At 49.1% G+C, this 16,576-nt stretch carries 14 protein-coding genes and 1 tRNA gene; 5 read left to right on the forward strand and 10 right to left on the reverse strand.

All coding sequences use genetic code 11. The annotated features are described in order from the left end of the window. Positions 1-149 precede the first annotated feature (149 nt). Positions 150-1,361 (reverse strand): ammonium transporter, encoded by a 1,212-nt coding sequence (locus DESTI_RS22770; protein WP_014812332.1) that lies wholly within the window; start codon positions 1,359-1,361, stop codon positions 150-152. A 540-nt stretch (positions 1,362-1,901) separates the two neighbouring features. Here DESTI_RS22770 and DESTI_RS29320 point away from each other — a divergent pair. Then, on the forward strand, positions 1,902-3,545 hold the full coding sequence (locus DESTI_RS29320; protein ID WP_014812333.1) for a hypothetical protein: 1,644 nt from the start codon (positions 1,902-1,904) through the stop codon (positions 3,543-3,545). Between the two features lie 227 nt (positions 3,546-3,772). Here the strand turns inward: DESTI_RS29320 and scmC are convergent, their stop codons facing one another. The 8 genes from scmC to DESTI_RS22815 all read right to left on the reverse strand — a co-directional run bounded on the left by scmC (position 3,773) and on the right by DESTI_RS22815 (position 10,814). Then, positions 3,773-4,678, reverse strand: a complete 906-nt coding sequence (scmC, locus tag DESTI_RS22780; RefSeq protein WP_041286418.1) for a SynChlorMet cassette protein ScmC — start codon at positions 4,676-4,678, stop codon at positions 3,773-3,775. A gap of 459 nt (positions 4,679-5,137) precedes the next feature. Beyond that, complete coding sequence (glgB, locus tag DESTI_RS22785; protein WP_014812335.1) at positions 5,138-7,363, reverse strand: 1,4-alpha-glucan branching protein GlgB; 2,226 nt, start codon at positions 7,361-7,363, stop codon at positions 5,138-5,140. Positions 7,364-7,556: 193 nt separating this feature from the next. Beyond that, positions 7,557-8,291 carry a zinc ribbon domain-containing protein gene (locus DESTI_RS22790; protein ID WP_014812336.1) on the reverse strand — a complete coding sequence of 245 codons (735 nt, stop codon included), beginning with the start codon at positions 8,289-8,291 and terminating at the stop codon, positions 7,557-7,559. Beyond that, positions 8,266-9,099, reverse strand: a complete 834-nt coding sequence (locus DESTI_RS29325; protein WP_014812337.1) for a Nif3-like dinuclear metal center hexameric protein — start codon at positions 9,097-9,099, stop codon at positions 8,266-8,268. Before DESTI_RS29325 ends, DESTI_RS22790 begins: the two co-directional genes overlap by 26 nt. Before the next feature lie 159 nt (positions 9,100-9,258). Further along, positions 9,259-9,334 (reverse strand) — tRNA-Ile (locus DESTI_RS22800). Positions 9,335-9,467: 133 nt separating this feature from the next. Next, on the reverse strand, positions 9,468-10,058 hold the full coding sequence (locus DESTI_RS22805; protein ID WP_014812339.1) for a hypothetical protein: 591 nt from the start codon (positions 10,056-10,058) through the stop codon (positions 9,468-9,470). 104 nt (positions 10,059-10,162) lie between these two features. Continuing rightward, complete coding sequence (locus DESTI_RS22810) at positions 10,163-10,474, reverse strand: hypothetical protein (RefSeq protein WP_014812340.1); 312 nt, start codon at positions 10,472-10,474, stop codon at positions 10,163-10,165. A gap of 49 nt (positions 10,475-10,523) precedes the next feature. Further along, entirely contained in the window at positions 10,524-10,814 is a 291-nt protein-coding gene (locus DESTI_RS22815) for a hypothetical protein (RefSeq protein ID WP_157212249.1), read from the reverse strand. Positions 10,815-11,234: 420 nt separating this feature from the next. Between DESTI_RS22815 and DESTI_RS31305 the strand changes: the two genes are divergently transcribed. The 3 genes from DESTI_RS31305 (at position 11,235) to DESTI_RS22830 (ending at position 14,554) form a co-directional block, all read left to right on the forward strand. Further along, positions 11,235-12,236: a hypothetical protein gene (locus DESTI_RS31305; protein WP_014812341.1), complete on the forward strand. Its 1,002-nt coding sequence runs from the start codon at positions 11,235-11,237 to the stop codon at positions 12,234-12,236. Positions 12,237-12,466: 230 nt separating this feature from the next. Beyond that, positions 12,467-13,021, forward strand: a complete 555-nt coding sequence (locus DESTI_RS22825; protein ID WP_014812342.1) for an HD domain-containing protein — start codon at positions 12,467-12,469, stop codon at positions 13,019-13,021. Positions 13,022-13,318: 297 nt separating this feature from the next. After that, positions 13,319-14,554: a phosphodiester glycosidase family protein gene (locus DESTI_RS22830; RefSeq protein ID WP_014812343.1), complete on the forward strand. Its 1,236-nt coding sequence runs from the start codon at positions 13,319-13,321 to the stop codon at positions 14,552-14,554. A gap of 92 nt (positions 14,555-14,646) precedes the next feature. Here the strand turns inward: DESTI_RS22830 and DESTI_RS22835 are convergent, their stop codons facing one another. Further along, positions 14,647-15,486: a PIG-L deacetylase family protein gene (locus DESTI_RS22835; RefSeq protein ID WP_014812344.1), complete on the reverse strand. Its 840-nt coding sequence runs from the start codon at positions 15,484-15,486 to the stop codon at positions 14,647-14,649. Between the two features lie 654 nt (positions 15,487-16,140). Here DESTI_RS22835 and rbp point away from each other — a divergent pair. Next, positions 16,141-16,476 carry an RNA-binding regulator gene (gene rbp / locus DESTI_RS22840; RefSeq protein WP_052316088.1) on the forward strand — a complete coding sequence of 112 codons (336 nt, stop codon included), beginning with the start codon at positions 16,141-16,143 and terminating at the stop codon, positions 16,474-16,476. The last annotated feature ends 100 nt before the right edge of the window (positions 16,477-16,576 follow it).

A 16,576-nucleotide genomic window follows, 5' to 3' on the forward strand; every position in this document is an offset into this window, starting at 1 on the left:
ACCGGCGTCCCTGCCGGTCCATTCTATCGATATCATTGATCATATTGAAGATGTGCCGGCACGGAGGCACGGCACCCACCAATATTCCTAATCTTCAATCGGTCACTAATTTTGGTAACTTATATGATAGATATAAGGTGTTGCTCTTTTCAGAAATTGTAACCGGCTTCACCATGAATCGCCGTGTCCAGGCCCTCCTCTTCTTGATCTCGAGGAACACGCATGTACAGGAATAAATTGAGCACGAACATCAGTATAAAAGTTGCCGAGAAGGCGTAGATCGATGTGCCTACCACCGCAATAATCTGTGTGGTGAACTGTCCCACGTTTCCGTAGACAAGTCCGTCCACGCCGCCGATTTCTTTTGCCGCAAAAATTCCGGTGGCAATGGCACCCCATGCGCCTCCCACAGCATGGATTCCAAAAACGTCCAAAGAATCGTCATATCCCAGGAATTTTTTGGAGTAGCAGGCGAAGAAACAGAGTGCTCCCGCGACCAGCCCCAGGACCAGAGCGGAGACCGGACCCACGTACCCGGCCGCGGGTGTGATGGCAACCAGCCCCCCAACAGCTCCGGAAGCCATACCGAGAGTTGTCGGCCTGCCTTGAACGATCCATTCCGAGCAAACCCACGACAGGACAGCAGCCGATGCAGCGATCTGGGTCACCAGAAAGGCCATCGCAGCACTTTCATTAGCTTTCAGCGCACTACCGGAGTTGAAGCCGTACCATCCTATCCACAGTAATCCGGCGCCGACCAGGGTGAGCGTCAGATTGTGCGGCATAATGGGTTTTTCTCCGTAGCCGTCACGTTTGCCCAAACTCAAGGCACATGCCAACCCGGCCATACCCGCGCTGATATGGACTACGGTCCCTCCCGCAAAATCGAGAGCACCCATATTGGAGAGCCAGCCATCGGGTCCCCACACCCAGTGCGCCAATGGACAGTAAACGAAAGTTGACCATAACGCGATAAAGATGAGGAACGGGCCGAAGTTCATTCTTTCTGCAAAAGCACCGGTAATAAGTGCCGGAGTGATGACTGCGAATCCGCACTGGAATACTACGAACGTAGCCGCGGCAATGGTAGAGCCCGTCCACAATTCACCGGCTATATGATTCAACCCGAAGTACTTCGTTCCCCCGAGAAACCCATGAAATACATCCGGGCCGAATGCCAGGCTAAATCCCCAGAGCATCCATACTACGGATACCAATCCCATGACAATAAAGCTTTGCATAATGGTTGCGAGCACGTTTTTCGTTCTCGTCATGCCTCCATAGAACAATGCCACTGCAGGAGTCATCAAGAAAACCAGCGCAGCGGAAGCCAAAACCCAGGCATTATCTCCGGTATTCATATCGCTGTACCTCTCTCACCTGACATAAAATTGAACACGATTTCTACGAGCAAGAGATGTACCAGCAGAACCAGCCCCTGATGCGGCTTCGATCAATCCCCACAATATTGAAGAATTGCACAAGATATAAGAACAGTCGAAGCTTCAGAAATGTATGTATTAAATGTAAAACGTACATACTTGTACTAGTCTTCCTTTATCTGAGTGACTCTTTACAAAAGGACCTTTATGCCTCAGCCATAAGGTGTAAGCACTGAAATGAGATAGCAGATTATAGTTTCTATTACTGAAATATGAGTATTATGCAAAGAAGCCAACCATAGAATTTGGTTGACAAGTAAAAGCTGCTTTGGCAGGGTTTATTGTTGGGGATATTTATTTCTCTAGAGCTTTGTATTGGTTACTGAGGGGGACTCCGTCAGAATCCAAAGAAGGTAACTGGTGCCGACGATATCAAGGCTCAAGCACCTATAGTGCTCGCTTGGGGGATGGTGCGTTCTCTTTTCGCCTTGCCGAAATTGCATTTGAATGGAGGTTTATATGTTTCAGGGACAATTCATGCTCGAACAGTTGGAAGAACGGATTGTCTTGGACGGAGCAGTCGCAGACGTGCAGGATGTTCAAGACCAAACATCGGATGCGAATTCCGTAGATAGCCTCGGTTGGGTCTATGTTAATGACGGGTGGTGGTACGAGGACACGGGTTCGGGCTGGTGGTTCAACGAGAATTCCGGTTGGTGGTGGAATGAGAATGATGGATGGTGGCTCAAATCAGAAAACGGGTTCGATTTCTGGTACCGCGGCGAGCACCAGTACTGGGCCAATGAGATTTCCACGGGGTTGTGGTTCTGGTGGGATGACATAGACGAACAGTACTGGGAACCTGCATTTAAGTGGTTCGCCGATCAAATCAATTCGGAGTGGACATGGGTCTATAACGACTGGAACGGAACTTTTTATCAAACGAATATTGAACATTATTATTATGAGGACCATGCGACGGGTGATCGCTGGCAGTGGAATAGTCTAAGTTCCATCTGGAAACCTATACCGAGCCTCGTGGCTGACATCAACGCGGGTGATTATAATTCTTTTCCTGAGTACATGACCGTCTATAATGGTCAACTCTATTTTGCAGCCGATGGCGATTCTCATGGAGAGGAGTTGTGGAGATACGATTCAGCGACAAATACGGTAAGCCTTGTGGCTGACCTCTACGCGGGATACATTGACTCCGATCCGCATGAGTTGACCGTGTACAATGGTGAACTCTATTTTGCTGCTGACAGGGGGCTTTACGAGACAGAGTTATGGAAATACAACTCAGTTTCAAATACTCTGACCTTCGTGGCTGATATTCACCCTAACTATGGGTCTAATCCACAGTTCTTAACTGTGTACAATGGCGCACTCTATTTCGCTGCTACTGATGGCGTCCACGGGAACGAATTATGGAAATATGATTCAACTTCAAATACGGCAAGCCTGGTGGCTGACATACGGCCTAATTCGGACTCTGACCCCGCGCATCTTACTGTTTACAACGGCCAACTGTATTTCATTGCTAATGATGGCACTCACGGAGATTCTCTGTGGAGATATGATTCCGCATCGAATGTCACGACTCTCGTGACCGATCATCTCTGGAGGGGCGGTGGCCTGATCGTCTACCACAATCAACTTTATTTTTCCGCTTATGATGCAGGACCATACTGGAAATACGATCTCTGGCGATACGATTCAGTATCAGGATCAGTTCTTGCTGCTGGTCGCAACCCGTCCTTTCTATTTCCCTGTAATCTGACTGTGTGTAATGACCAACTCTATTTTCAAGCGACAGGCGCTCTAGGGGACGAGCTATGGAAATATGATTGGGTAACTCAGTCAGCAAGCCTGGTAGCTGACATTTATCCTGGAGACGGCCACTCAAACCCAGGTAGTTCGGATTATTGGCAAGGCATGGTGGAATATAGGGGGCAGTTGTATTTTCCCGCTGATGACGGGGCTCATGGAATCGAATTGTGGAAATACGATCCTCAATCAAATACAGCTACTCTTGTATACGACTTGCGCGAAGGCATGTACGGCTCGTATCTCTTGCACCTCGTCGTATATGATGACGAACTTTATTTTTGTGCTTACGACGACATTCACGGCCGGGAGTTATGGAAATACCACGCCTAGATCTAAACGGGGCAAAGGCGGATTCGGATTAGCTCATTGTCCGAATCCGTTTCTGTTCAAGATCATGAAATATCGGCCCCACAGAGGTAATCTTTACTGTGGATGTGGAGTCCAAAAATCGTGTTACACATACAGGTTGTCACCTCAGTGGTTTGAGATTTTCAGTCTCATCATGCGAAAGCAGACATTGGCATTCACTTGTCTCATGGACGCTTTGTAGTTGAAATTTACCCTGGCTGACTGTTTTTCAAGACATGCTCGATTCCACTCCAAAAATTACCGGCTGCAGAGCAGGACAGGCGATAGAAGGGGATAGTTTTGGCCAAGCCAATTGCAGCGTTCAAGAGTTCATTGCGTACTTCAGCGATGCGGGATTGAGATCCTGAGAATCCCTGCAACGAGACGTATGCTGCAGACTGGGCGAGGGCGACCGCTCCCCGGGACCGATCCAGAGGAACAATCTCGTCCGCATCTCCCTGGACAAGAACCGCGACAGCGCAGAGCGGGACGGAGCGGCTGATATCCCAGCTTTTATCGAGATTTCGGAGCACGAGATCGCTCCAGGTGGGCAACGGATGAGCCTCAAAGCCAGCCGCGGATACCGGCAGAATGAGTGCCTGATCGTCAGAATATACAGTCCACGAGCCGGGCAGCCGGGTACAGCAAGTGGTCTTGCCTGCTCCGCTGCTTCCCATGAGGAGCACTCCTTTTCCTTTCCATGCTACGAACGCTGCATGCACCGGCATGCCACCGATCCTGCGAAGCACATAGTACACCGTCGAAAGAGCCTGATTCATCGACAGAAGGATCTCTGTTCGGTCAGAAGACGGATCGATTTCACACCACAGTTCGCTGGCTCTCGGATGAAACCAGAGCTGCACGCGCCCGAATCGATCGGTTCCCCAACCTTTCTTTGGAAGACGATCGCTGTCGATCGCTGAGCAACTCGATACAACTTTTTGCCAGCACTGAAAAAAAGAACTCTGGACAAAATGGATACGATACTGGAAATACGGGTGATTCTCCTCATGCAGCATCATAATCCGGCTGAATTCTTGGAGCCAGCGGGACATTTCCGGAGCTGCCGACAGCCCAATTGCCAAATTGCCGGGAAAAGTAAGCGAATACGTCATTGGCAAGGCGCTTTAAGAACAGGATGGGGAAGAGGGGCAAGGAACATATAGTGTTTCTCAAAAGCTTTGAAGCAATCCGATACCAGCACTGAAGAGTATCAGTAGCGCCCGGCGTCGCTGCCGGGCAAAACTAGTTGATTTGTTTGCATATTGTCCACCGGCACGGAGGCCGGTGGCTACCAAATTCGAGGAATCGCTCTTCGCGATTACTTTTGAGAATCAGTATAAGCGCCAACTTTGTCCAATTCTTTGTCCCAAAGGGACTAAAGAAAATAGCCCGGTAATTCATTGCCGGGAATTTGTATATCAGTCGTCCCTCCAGGACTCTAAAATCACTAAGTTTTTCCTTAACCGGCGATGAATCGCCGGCCTATTTCCAGTTGTTCCTTCAGAACAACGACTCTAAGTTAGCACCTGGAGGGCAGGGAAACACCTTGCTGGAAGGTTCTCCCATTCCGGTCAACCCTTCCTGAGAATAAGGCATCCGTATGGGGGCAGTGTGAGTTCCAGGAATTGGCCGTACCCGTGCTGTCGGCCTGAAATGGTACCAATTCTGCCGGAATTGCCTATGTTGGTGCCTCCGTAAAATTCCGAATCGGAGTTGATTACTTCAACATAATCTCCCGGTTCGGGCACTCCCACTCGATATCCGTTTCGTTGGACGGGAGTGAAATTCAAGGCAATTACCAGAAAACCTTCAGGTCCTCTCCGGATGTACGCCAACACGCTGCTCATGTAATCGTTGCAGTCTATCCAGGAGAAGCCCTCGTGTTTGGCATCCCATTTCCACAGGGAACTGTCTTCCAAATACAATTTTCCGAGATCCGAAAGAAAACGCGAAATCCCTTCATGAACGCTATATTGCAACAGATGTCTTTCCAGGGAAGATTCGTGATCCCATTCATTCCACGTGCCAAATTCTGCACCCGCCATGAGCAGTTTCTTTCCGGTATGCGTGAACATGTACCCGTACAAGAGACGAAGATTCGCGAATTTCTGGAGATCGTCACCGGGCATTTTTCTCAAAAGGGACCCTTTGCCGTATACCACCTCATCATGGGACAACGGAAGAATGAAGTTTTCACTGTAAGCGTACATCATCGAAAACGTGAGATCGTTATGATGAAAGCTCCTGTGGATAGGATCTTTTGAAAAATACTTCAAAGTATCGTGCATCCAGCCCATGTCCCACTTGAAACCGAATCCCAGTCCACCGAGGTACGTAGGAGTCGTCACTCCAGTCCATGCGGTGGATTCTTCGGCTACCGTAAAGCAACCGGGAAATCGACCGTACACTGTCTCGTTAAATTCTTTAATAAATTCAATAGCCTCAAGATTTTCATTGCCGCCGTACTTGTTTGGAATCCATTCCCCTTCGTTCTTGCTGTAATCCAGGTAAAGCATGGATGCAACCGCATCCACTCGTAATCCGTCTATGTGGTACTTGTCCAGCCAGAACAGTGCATTCCCCAGGAGGAAATTGCGCACCTCGTTTCTTCCGTAATTAAAGATCAGCGTTCCCCAATCCCGGTGTTCGCCTTGCCGAGGGTCCGCGTGTTCGTACAGCGCGGTCCCGTCGAAAAAACGCAAGCTGAAATCATCCCTGGGGAAATGGGCTGGAACCCAATCCAGAATAACGCCTATTCCGTGCTGGTGAAGAAAATCTACGAAGAATTTAAAATCGTCCGGAGTGCCGAATCGACTCGTGGGAGCAAAGTATCCGGTCACTTGATAGCCCCAGGAAGCATCGAAGGGGTGTTCCATAATCGGCATCAGTTCGACGTGAGTAAACCCGTACGTTTTCATGTGCTCTACAAGAAGCGGCGCGATCTCTTTGTACGTGCCCCATCGGTTGTTTTCCTCATGGAATCGGAGCCACGATCCGAGATGTACTTCGTAGATATTCATGGGAGAATTGATCAAGTCTTTGGCTTTTCGTTCTTCCATCCACGCGTCGTCGGACCAGGAATATGCATTCATGTCCCAAGTGACGCTCGCCGTCCCGGGCCGTAGTTCCATGTAGAACGCATACGGATCGGTTTTGGTTCGTAAATGGCCTTCCGCGGTCTTGATCTCGAATTTATACAGCTCGTCAGCATCCAGGTTAGGAATAAACAATTCCCACACACCGGAAACACCCATACTTCTCATGGGGTACAGCCGGCCGTCCCAAAAATTGAAATTACCAATCACACTCACGCGTTTTGCATTTGGGGCCCAGACTGCAAACGACACCCCCTTGACTCCATCGACCTCTCGAAGATGAGCCCCCAATTTTTCATACAAATGTAAGTGCCTGCCTTCGGCAAAGTAATAGAGATCCTGCTCCCCCAGAGTGGGCATGAAGCGATATGGGGTATCGGATTCCCATATTGTGCCGTCAGAAAAGTGAAAAGCGACCCGATAGGTGAGGGGAGGCTTCAGTTCGGGTAAGAAACACCAAAATATTCCGAGAGCTTCTGAATTGTGCATTGCAACGCGGCGATCTTCAAAAACAATTTCCGCGGAGGTAGCATCCGGATGGAAGGCCCTGAAAATAGTGCCATCCTCGTTACCAATGTTGGCCGGATGTGCCCCCAAAACACTATGAGGGTCGGAGTGTTCGGTGTTGATAATTCGATCGATATCATTTGAAACGATACCGAAGAGCAATTCCTTGGAATATTTTTGCTTTTGATCTGACATGAGAATCCTCGGCAACGCTGTCACTATACGTATTGCGTGATACTGGCAGATTACCGGGCGGGCCGTCAATAGTCCGACCCCCGAGAGTCTCCCCAAAAGTCACAGAGATTTTCCGCGATTATCTCGTCGAACGAGAATGCATCCCCCGGAGGGTAAGGGGTCTTTCCAGAGCAGACCCCGGGAAACAGAATTCTTACGATTCTAACCGATTGGAAGTCGGGATATTTTCCGGTTTCACGTACAATATTCGATGACAATTCGGGCATGCGATCATCTCTTCCTGCTTCAGCAATCGAATATGCAACTGCGGTGGTATCGCTATATGACACCCTGAACATGACCCGTTCTGCAGCTCGGCAACGGCATACCCTTTGGCTCTCTTTACGATCTGATATTTCTTGAACAGATCAGGGTCGAGAGATACCACCAGGGTTTCCTTTTCCGCTTTTAGTTGCTCTAAGACTTGATTGGCTTCTTCTGTGGAGGCTTCCGATTCTGCCTTTTTTTCGACAAGTACCTGTTCTGCTTCCTGGTATTCCTTTTCTTTTCTGTCAGAGATCTTCTTGAGAGTCTCAATCTCTGTCATAAATCCGAGAATCGCATCTTCGATCTCGCCTGCGACTTTTTTTCCGAGTTTCACTTCTCTCGAAAGGGCATTGTATTCCTTTTGATTTTTGATGCTGAGAAGCCGACGTTCGGATTTCTTGATCTTTTCCTGCTCTGTGGCAAGATCCTGTTCTTTACGACGAAGATCCTTCTGCAGAGTCTCGTTTCGTTCCGCGGCGTCCGACATTTCTCTTCTGAGTACCACCAGGTTTCTGGCGATTTCCTGTATCTGCAACGGCAGGCGGGCCAGGTTTTGCTCATGGCGATCGATCTGGCCATCGATTTCCTGAAGCCGTTCAAGAAGCAGAAGTTGTTCTTTCAAGGTGAAAACCTCCTGGGGTTGTATATGTTTGAAATGGGTCGGCTTCCATCGGACAAGCCACACATCGGACCGCAAGACCCATTTGCGTAAATTCCCGATCGAATGCGGATCGCATAATGCTGACCGCATCCTTTTCCAAACCGAAATGCCCTGCATCAATGACGGGTAAGTCCAATTCCAGAGCTTCTCTTGCCGCATGGTACCGGACATCTCCCGTGATCATGAGATCGGCTTTCCAAGCAAGCGCATCTTTGAGGTAACCCATGCCGCTGCCGGAGACGCAGAAAACCGTCTTCACAAGCCTGTCTTCCCTTGCTATTATCCGCAGAGAACGAACATTCAGCTTCTCAGCCAATCGATCGGCCACCTGTGAAATTCTGAGGGAGCCCGATAAAATACCCAGCCGCGCAGCTCGAGCAGGAACAGGAATTCTTACTGTCTCCAGACCGAGCACCTCTGCCAACCAGTCGTTCAACCCGCCTTCAGCGCAATCCAGGTTGGTGTGCAGACTCAGTATTCCTACATTACTTCTCGCTGCATGTAATAGGGTACGGCCTACCAGGGATTCCGGGGTGATTCTACGGATCGGCTCCAGGATTGCAGGGTGGTGAGTGATGAGAAGCCCGCAGGCATTTTCCGCGGCAAAGGCAATGGTTTCAGGAAGAGGATCGAGACTGAATGCGATGCCATCTACAGTTTGGGAAGGATCTCCTATCTGTATGCCGCAGTTATCCCAGTTCTCGCACTCGGAAAAGGGGAACAGCCTATCCGCAATCTCAACGATCTCTGCTAACGTAACATGTTTCACCCGATCTTCACTCCGGCCGTGCCTATCCCCGCTGTGCCGGCTCTCAGGCCCTTTTCGGTCTGTTCGAAACAATTACGGGGAGCCTCGTGAAGCTCCCCGTGAAGAACGTGCATCGTGGTATGTGTTACAAGGGGGGGTTGCATGGCCTTACTCACAGAATGGTGGGCCCACCTGGATTCGAACCAGGGACCAACCGGTTATGAGCCGGGAGCTCTACCAGCTGAGCTATGGGCCCCCTCTTTTCGCCGACAGCATGAGTATCACGCATGTACCGGACTTATTTCCGGAAGATACACTGCGGCTTCCAATAACTTTTCATCCTAATGCGATTACAAAAATCTGTCAAGAGGAGGCAAGAAATATACGGTTTATTGACCCCACCATCTCCTGTACATCTGCTGATAATTCTGCCAATAATTATTCACGCTTCTCGCATAGGGATCCTGATCTCTCATGGCTTCCGAATAAGGAATCGCAGTGTCCTTGCCTTCCACTTCCTGAACTTCGGCCAATGATACCTGGACCTTGTCTATGAACGACTGACGTTTCTTCGCCAAGGCCTTCATCTCTTTTTCCTTCAATTGGCCGGATTGTACGCATTCCTGAAACTGTCCGAACACTCGTTCTTCCGAAGCCGCAAGATCTCGGCATTCTCTTCGCTTGGTATTGAGTAATTCATCTTTCTGCTGAAGCGCCTCAAATACCTGTCTGGCTATGGATTTGTTCTCTCCTTTGTCCACAAGCGGCCTTTGGATGATCTTCTCCACATGCGTCTGCTGGAGCCCCTGAAATTCCTGGAGCCTGATTTTCAGCTCCTGGAGCATGCTTTCCCACTCAGTCTTTATGGCTGAGCAGTCGGAGACGCCGGCTGACCATCCCGGCACTACGTACGAGAAACAAAGGAGAAACAGCATGAACCCGCAAAATAGGTATCGAGACCCTAATCGTCTACTGACCAATTTTCTCTCCTTTCAGCAACAGAAGCGTACCAGCTTTCTTATTATAAACCAATTAATAAGATTACTCCATTAAATATTCTGGATCAAACACTAATCCAGCTAGATCAGCTATGTCGAGAGGCAACCTCATCCATTATGGCGGAAATCTTCTCCGCCAGAAGATAATTAATGCCGCCTTTCTCAAAGGAATCCCTGACGAGCTCGATAAACTCGTCGAAAACCCCCGGCTTTTCCAGAATCAACCGGGCATTTCGAGCCTCTTCTTCGGAATAACCTTCGCTGTTCCGGGCCATTTCCTCGAAAGTCTCTCGATATTCTCGTTTGCCTCCCCAGAAGACGATCACGTTATCCAGGTACTCATTCATCTCTCGAATATAAGCAATCAGCTCCTCACGGCTCATTGTATCCAAGTCCATTTCAGCCTCCATGAATGTTCCCGAATTATCCTCCGCAAATCGTCTACGGTCAAAAAGCCAGAGGAAGCTTCTTGATTTCCCGCATGTCCTCGCTTTCCAGGTTCCGTGACATAGTTTGTTCCCACCTGAAAAACTTTTTCGAAAGATGTTCCACGCGAGACAGTACGTCTTCCAGTTCCGCGATCAACTCACGGTTTTTGTCACGCTGTGCTCGCTTCAACTGGTCCTGCAAGTGCTGAATCAGTTTCCGCGCCTGCTCGGGCGTCTCAAGGAAAAGCACAGGGTCATAGTTGCTCCCGCGTTTCTCCCTGGGATTCCACCTGATCCGTATATCATTCAAGTGCTCTCGTAGCATTGTGAAAACTATCCAATCAAGAATAACCCAACTCGCTCGCATCAAGAGGGGTTTGCCTCGTGAGAGGCGGGATCCAATCCAAACCGGAAATTTCTCCCCAAATCAAAGGAGTACTTGTAGGCCACTATACAAGAGTAAGAGCCGAAATTCAATGGTGAGAAGTCGTTCTCCGGCCGATACCTTAAAACTTATAATAATCATGAGAGCACAGCTAGGTCGTGTGAGAATAACATTCGTTATCTACTTGATTTACAATAACTTATTAGATCTACAACAAAGATATTTCCAAAAATCAAGAAATTAAAGCAAACAAGCTCAAAATTACTTTCTGATTATGATTGACTAGATTGATTTAATTATGTTATTATTGCAGCACAGTCAGCCCCAGGAGGTTCAAGGCTAACAATGAATAGGTTGCGTAAACTGACTCTATCCTTCGGGATCGTATCTTTATGTATTTTGCTCCTTGCCAACGTCGCAAGTTGTTGGCAGGCTCCTCCCATGACCCCTATGGGACCACCCATGGGACCCCCTATGGGGCCTCCAATGATGGGACCGCCTATGGGACCGGGAGGTGTCAATGCGAGCAGTTGTGCTCCTCCGTGTCCACCCCCTGCCTGCGGTCCGCCGCTCTCGTGTGCTCCTCCGGCCTGCGGCCCTCAGGAATGCCAATTCACTTGGGAATTGGGGTCTCGTCTCATCTATTTCGATAATGCATTCAAGGTGAAGTTCTCTGACACCAGGCAAGATATTGATTTTGTCAGGGATCTGAATTTTTCACCCAGTTTTCTTACTGGAGAAGTGTATGCAGCGCTCAGAGTTGCACCGAGATTCGCTCTGACGTACACGTTTATGATTCCTCGCACGGACGGTGGCTGGGGGGTCTTACCTTCAACCTTGAATTTCAATGGAACTACAATCCTTGCCGGTTCAACGACTAATTGGAAGGTTACCCCTTACATCATCAGGCAAGAGGCAGAGTACTATTGTTTCACGGGATGCAATTACCGAGTTGGGCCGATTTTGGCGGGTGAAGTAGTCATAAGCGATACTAAAGTGGATTATTTGGATCCGCAGGGACTCGCGCATCATAGAAAAAGCACCGAGGTTGTCGGCTGGCCGTCCGTTGGCGGTATTGGAGAATTCTCTCCGGCAAATGGGGCTTTTCTGAGATTCAAAGGGCTCTACAACTTCATTCCCAGCAAGCTTAGCGGATTTACGCTTGAAGGCGATATTCGCTTCTTCCCGGATCTCGGATCTTCATGCGACGGGGCTCCGCCAAGCCAGTTCCGTCCGTACCTTGGTGTGGGGTATCGGTACACGAACATCTGGGCCAACATAAGTGATAACGAAGATGTTACACACTCTCTCTACGGACCCTTTGGAGAGTTCGGCGTAATCTTCTAGTCCAACCAACCCACCTTACGCGAACCACAGGACCTCCGGAACCTCTCCGGGGTGGCAGGCCCGCTCTCTTTACGAGGGAGCGGGTCCAATTGGCTCGCTATCATCGCATCGCTCGTGGAAAACAGAGGTTACTTCTATATCCAGGCTTTTTCTTCGGTTCCATTCGTGATAATTTACGATCGGATAGCGGGATTATCGTTTGGAAGAACGAGTAAATACTGGATCGGCTGATGATCATTCCTAATGAAGACGCCTGTTTCAGGCTTCTGGAAAAATACGGAACTCCTCATCATATAGTCCTCCACTCCGAAAAGGTGTGGCAGGTGGCCAGAATACTGGCTGAAGCCTTGCTCCGCAGAAATCATGCTCTCGAACTGGATCTTCTCAAAGCATCCTGTCTGTTGCACGACATCGGTAAATATCCTTGCATAGTCGACGGCTCGAAATTTCACGATATTCGAGGCGAGGAAATTCTGATTTCAGAAGGCTACCCTGCAGTGGCCCGCATCGTCGTGCAGCACGTGATTTTAAGAACGGAGATTCCTCCGATAGCTGAAGAGCACGTGCTTTTTTATGCTGATAAAAGAGTCGTACACGATGAGGTCGTGACTTTAGAGAACCGCTTTCAATACCTGCAGGATACGTACGGAAAAACAGCGAAAGCCGTTGAGCGCCTCATGATCATGAAGCAAAACACGGTTCAACTTGAATCCGAAATCTTTAATCTTCTGGATTTTGCTCCTCAAGACATTCCGCAGTTGCTTGAGGAATACTCTCGGAAATAGATTATCATCGCGCAAACTGGCAATAGCTTTGTTGAGCTTGTTTCCTCAGACAATGGTTGTATTTCTGTCGCTTGTCTGCTATAATGCTTTCGTAAATCTGTTTTTTATTAGTTATTTCAGCTTGTTAAGCTGTGTTTGGCCATTTTGGTTGAATTCAAATTCGGACCGAACAGCAAGTGGTCCGGGTTGATGCCGATTCGCAATCAAAGAAGCAGTATTTTTAATTCTTGCCGATTTGCCTGCGTATTGGTATGACGTGCGGATTCCGCCGTAATGAAGATTTGGTTTGGAGTTACAATGTTTTCGGGTATGTGGAAACGTGTTTCTTTTCTGGTTGGCTTAGTTCTCGTCTTCTCAACCCCAGGATTCACACGGGATTTATCTTCTCCCCTTTCCGTTCACGCTCGCATTTCCGATTATGCAGTAGAAGAATCCGGATCCGACAGCAGGCAATCCGAACCCAGCCTGAAATGGTTGGAAGAGCTGTTGACACGAGTGCCTGAATACGAGACGCCTGAAAACGTCCGGAGTGAAGCTGGTACGGCCGTAGATGCTGGTACGGTTACGGATGCCGATAAGGTCGTGGACGCGGATATCATTGAACCCGCCGAGGTAATGCAAACGGAGATCGCCGCACCACCCGGTCAATTGCGGCTCAATCGAATTCCGCCGCTCTACACGTCGCCCGTAATCGAAGGCGAGGGAGAGTGGATCTCGGAAGACATGCCTCATTCACCAGACGGTCAGCCTCTTGTGTACAAGACGGTGTACCGGCCGAGTCTGGAATTTCCCAATGCGATCGCGTACATGGCCGTTTTCAATATGGATCGCTTGAAAACGCGCTTGTTTATAGGACAGACAGAGCCGGGAATCTATCAGATTTCACACAACCCGGATCGAGAAAGCCTCAATAAAATCGTGGCGATAACCAATGCCATGTGGATGCAGCAACACGCTCGGGGTGCAGGAGCGATCTTCAGAGGCCAGGTTGTGTATCCGATGGTTCCGGGTATGGCCACGCTGGTGGTGTACAACGATGATTCCGTGGACATCCTGGAATGGACCGATGAGATTCCGTTGTCTCTCATCAAGGATGCGCGGCAGCTCCGTCATCTTATGGTAAAGGACGGCAAAGTCGTTGAGGAGGTTGTCAAACACGGGAAAATAGAGGACGCGGAAATCGGGCTCGGAGGGTTCCTCATTGACAATCAGGGCCGCAGCACCATGGGAAACAAATTTTGGTTTCTTGCAAACAGGACGGCATTCGGCATCCGTGAAGATGGAAATCTCGTTTTTGCCATGGGCCACCATATAAGCACAAAGGATCTGGCCAAAGCGCTTGTCCTCGCCGGATGTAAACGGGCAATTCACGGGGATGCGAACATCCACAATATCGTCTGTAACTTTTATTTCAGGAATGAGGGCGACAAAATTGTGCGACGGGACCGGCTTTCCCCTGAGCAGCTCCAGTACACCATGAAGCGTTACGACCAGGGTTATGCCAAAGATTTTTTTGCCTTTTATGAAAAATAGCTAAAGAGCTGGGAGAGAAAAGGGAGGTGCTGGTCTGGTGAGCATCTCCCTTTTTCGTTCTATGATTTGCCCTGAGTCACTCTGAAACTCAATCAATGACCCTGAATTACTGGATTTGTCCGGATTCCACCACGCAATTTGAGGCAGGCCTTCTTAGCGAGAGCACGCCACGTTTTGCCGTTGACGCCCCAATCATGATTCTCGTAGTAAAGTTTCCCTTGATGAGGAGGAACATTGAAATCGTAGCCAGGTGCGAACCGGAAACGCTCCAATTGCAGAGGAAACACTTTGAGAAAACTCTTTTGTGAAACAAACGATTCAACCATGCGCCGTTTTTTCTCAAGTTCCGCAGGGCTCAGCGTTTTGACCAATTCTTGAAAGCCTGGTACAGGCAAAAACTCAAGAAAAGAAGCATGACCGGAGTGATTGTTGTAGGATGGGAATTCGATCAGAGTGGGACCATACCCATCGTTGTGCTTCAGCATACGCAGTGCCATGTGAATTCCGAATGCAGTGGAATCGTGATCGGGATGGCCCCCTTCGTATGAATGCGAAAGCACGAGATCGGGTCTGACTGTCTCAACAATATCCAACACTTTTCTGGTGATTTCGCTCAGATTGAAAGCCGCTTCTTGATCTACATAGCCGAGACACGAGCAATCAAGAGACTCTCCTCTCGCCAAGCGCAACGCCTGAAACAGTTCCATTCTTCTGGCATTCGCATAACCGCTGCGGCTGCAATAGCCCGCATGGAAAGCATCTTTCATGTCTCGCGGGGCGCCATCGGTAACATGCACAATGGAAAGTCGCCGAAATGTGGGCATGAGACTACCCGCACCTACTGTTTCGTCATCCGGGTGGGCGGCGACTATAAGTGCGGTCATATTCGATAGTGTTTTTGGATTCAACAAATCTTTCAGATGCTTTATCAATCCTTAGGGTCCTCATGGTTACTTCGATCTTAACGCTCGTCATTGCGAGCGAAGCGAAGCAATCGCCTTAGATTAAGCGCCTGATCCCAGGCGATTGTCCCCCGAAACGCGGGATCGCTTCTCTCCTCGCAATGGCAATATTTGGTGGAACTGCTGAATGGACAATCGCGATACTCTTTCCGAACACATGCTCAAACCTGTGCGCGTGCCCGATGCGTGGCAGTCACGGCGACGCCTTGAATACATAAATCCTGGATCGATATTCTGAGACACTTTCTCTCTACCAGTCCATTCTACTGATGCAATTACTATTTTTGAAGATGTGCCGGCACGGAGGCCAGCAGCTACCAATACCTCTTCTTCAAATCGGACACTAATTTCGGCAATTACTCTACCTGCATAAACAGTTACCTGTACGAGACAAATTTTCTTGACACCTGAATACGACCCATCATAACATTCAAGCCTCTACCTTGCTTTTCTTCCCGGCTGATTAGGTTTGCGGGCACAAAAGCAAGTTATTCAAGAGTTCAGGGTACCACCGCTCGTGCCTCAGTTGCTCGTGTTTTTCTTTCCGTTTCTTCCCCAGGGACAATCAGTTGTTTCGCTTTCGTACCACTTGTTACCGGCAAGGGTATTACTACCAAAGGAGTGATGAAAGTGGCTTCTATCAACATCTATGTAGGCAACTTGTCCTTTCAGACCAGTGAGGACCAACTCAAAGAATTGTTCGAATCATTTGGCCAGGTTGAATCTGCGACTATCATTTCTGATAAAACGACGGGCCGTCCCAGGGGTTTTGGATTTGTGAAAATGCCGGAACGCGAAGAAGGTCTCAAAGCAATTCAGGAATTGGATGCCAGAGATTTTATGGGACGAAATTTGAAGGTAAACGAGGCTCGCCCCAAGACAGATCGGCCGGGCGGCGGCGGTGGAGGAGGAGGAAGACAAGGATTCGGAGGAGCGGGAAGAAATCAGCGCTGGCGCTGAGCCTTTCCTGCATATTCAGTCACTTCAAAGAGATGGCAATCCATGGGCGGGGAATGTATACCGCCCGTGGTATGACTAAGCATGCCCTTTGGAACCAGCC

The sequence above is a fragment of the Desulfomonile tiedjei DSM 6799 genome (genome assembly GCF_000266945.1).
Taxonomy (GTDB): Bacteria; Desulfobacterota; Desulfomonilia; order Desulfomonilales; family Desulfomonilaceae; genus Desulfomonile; species Desulfomonile tiedjei.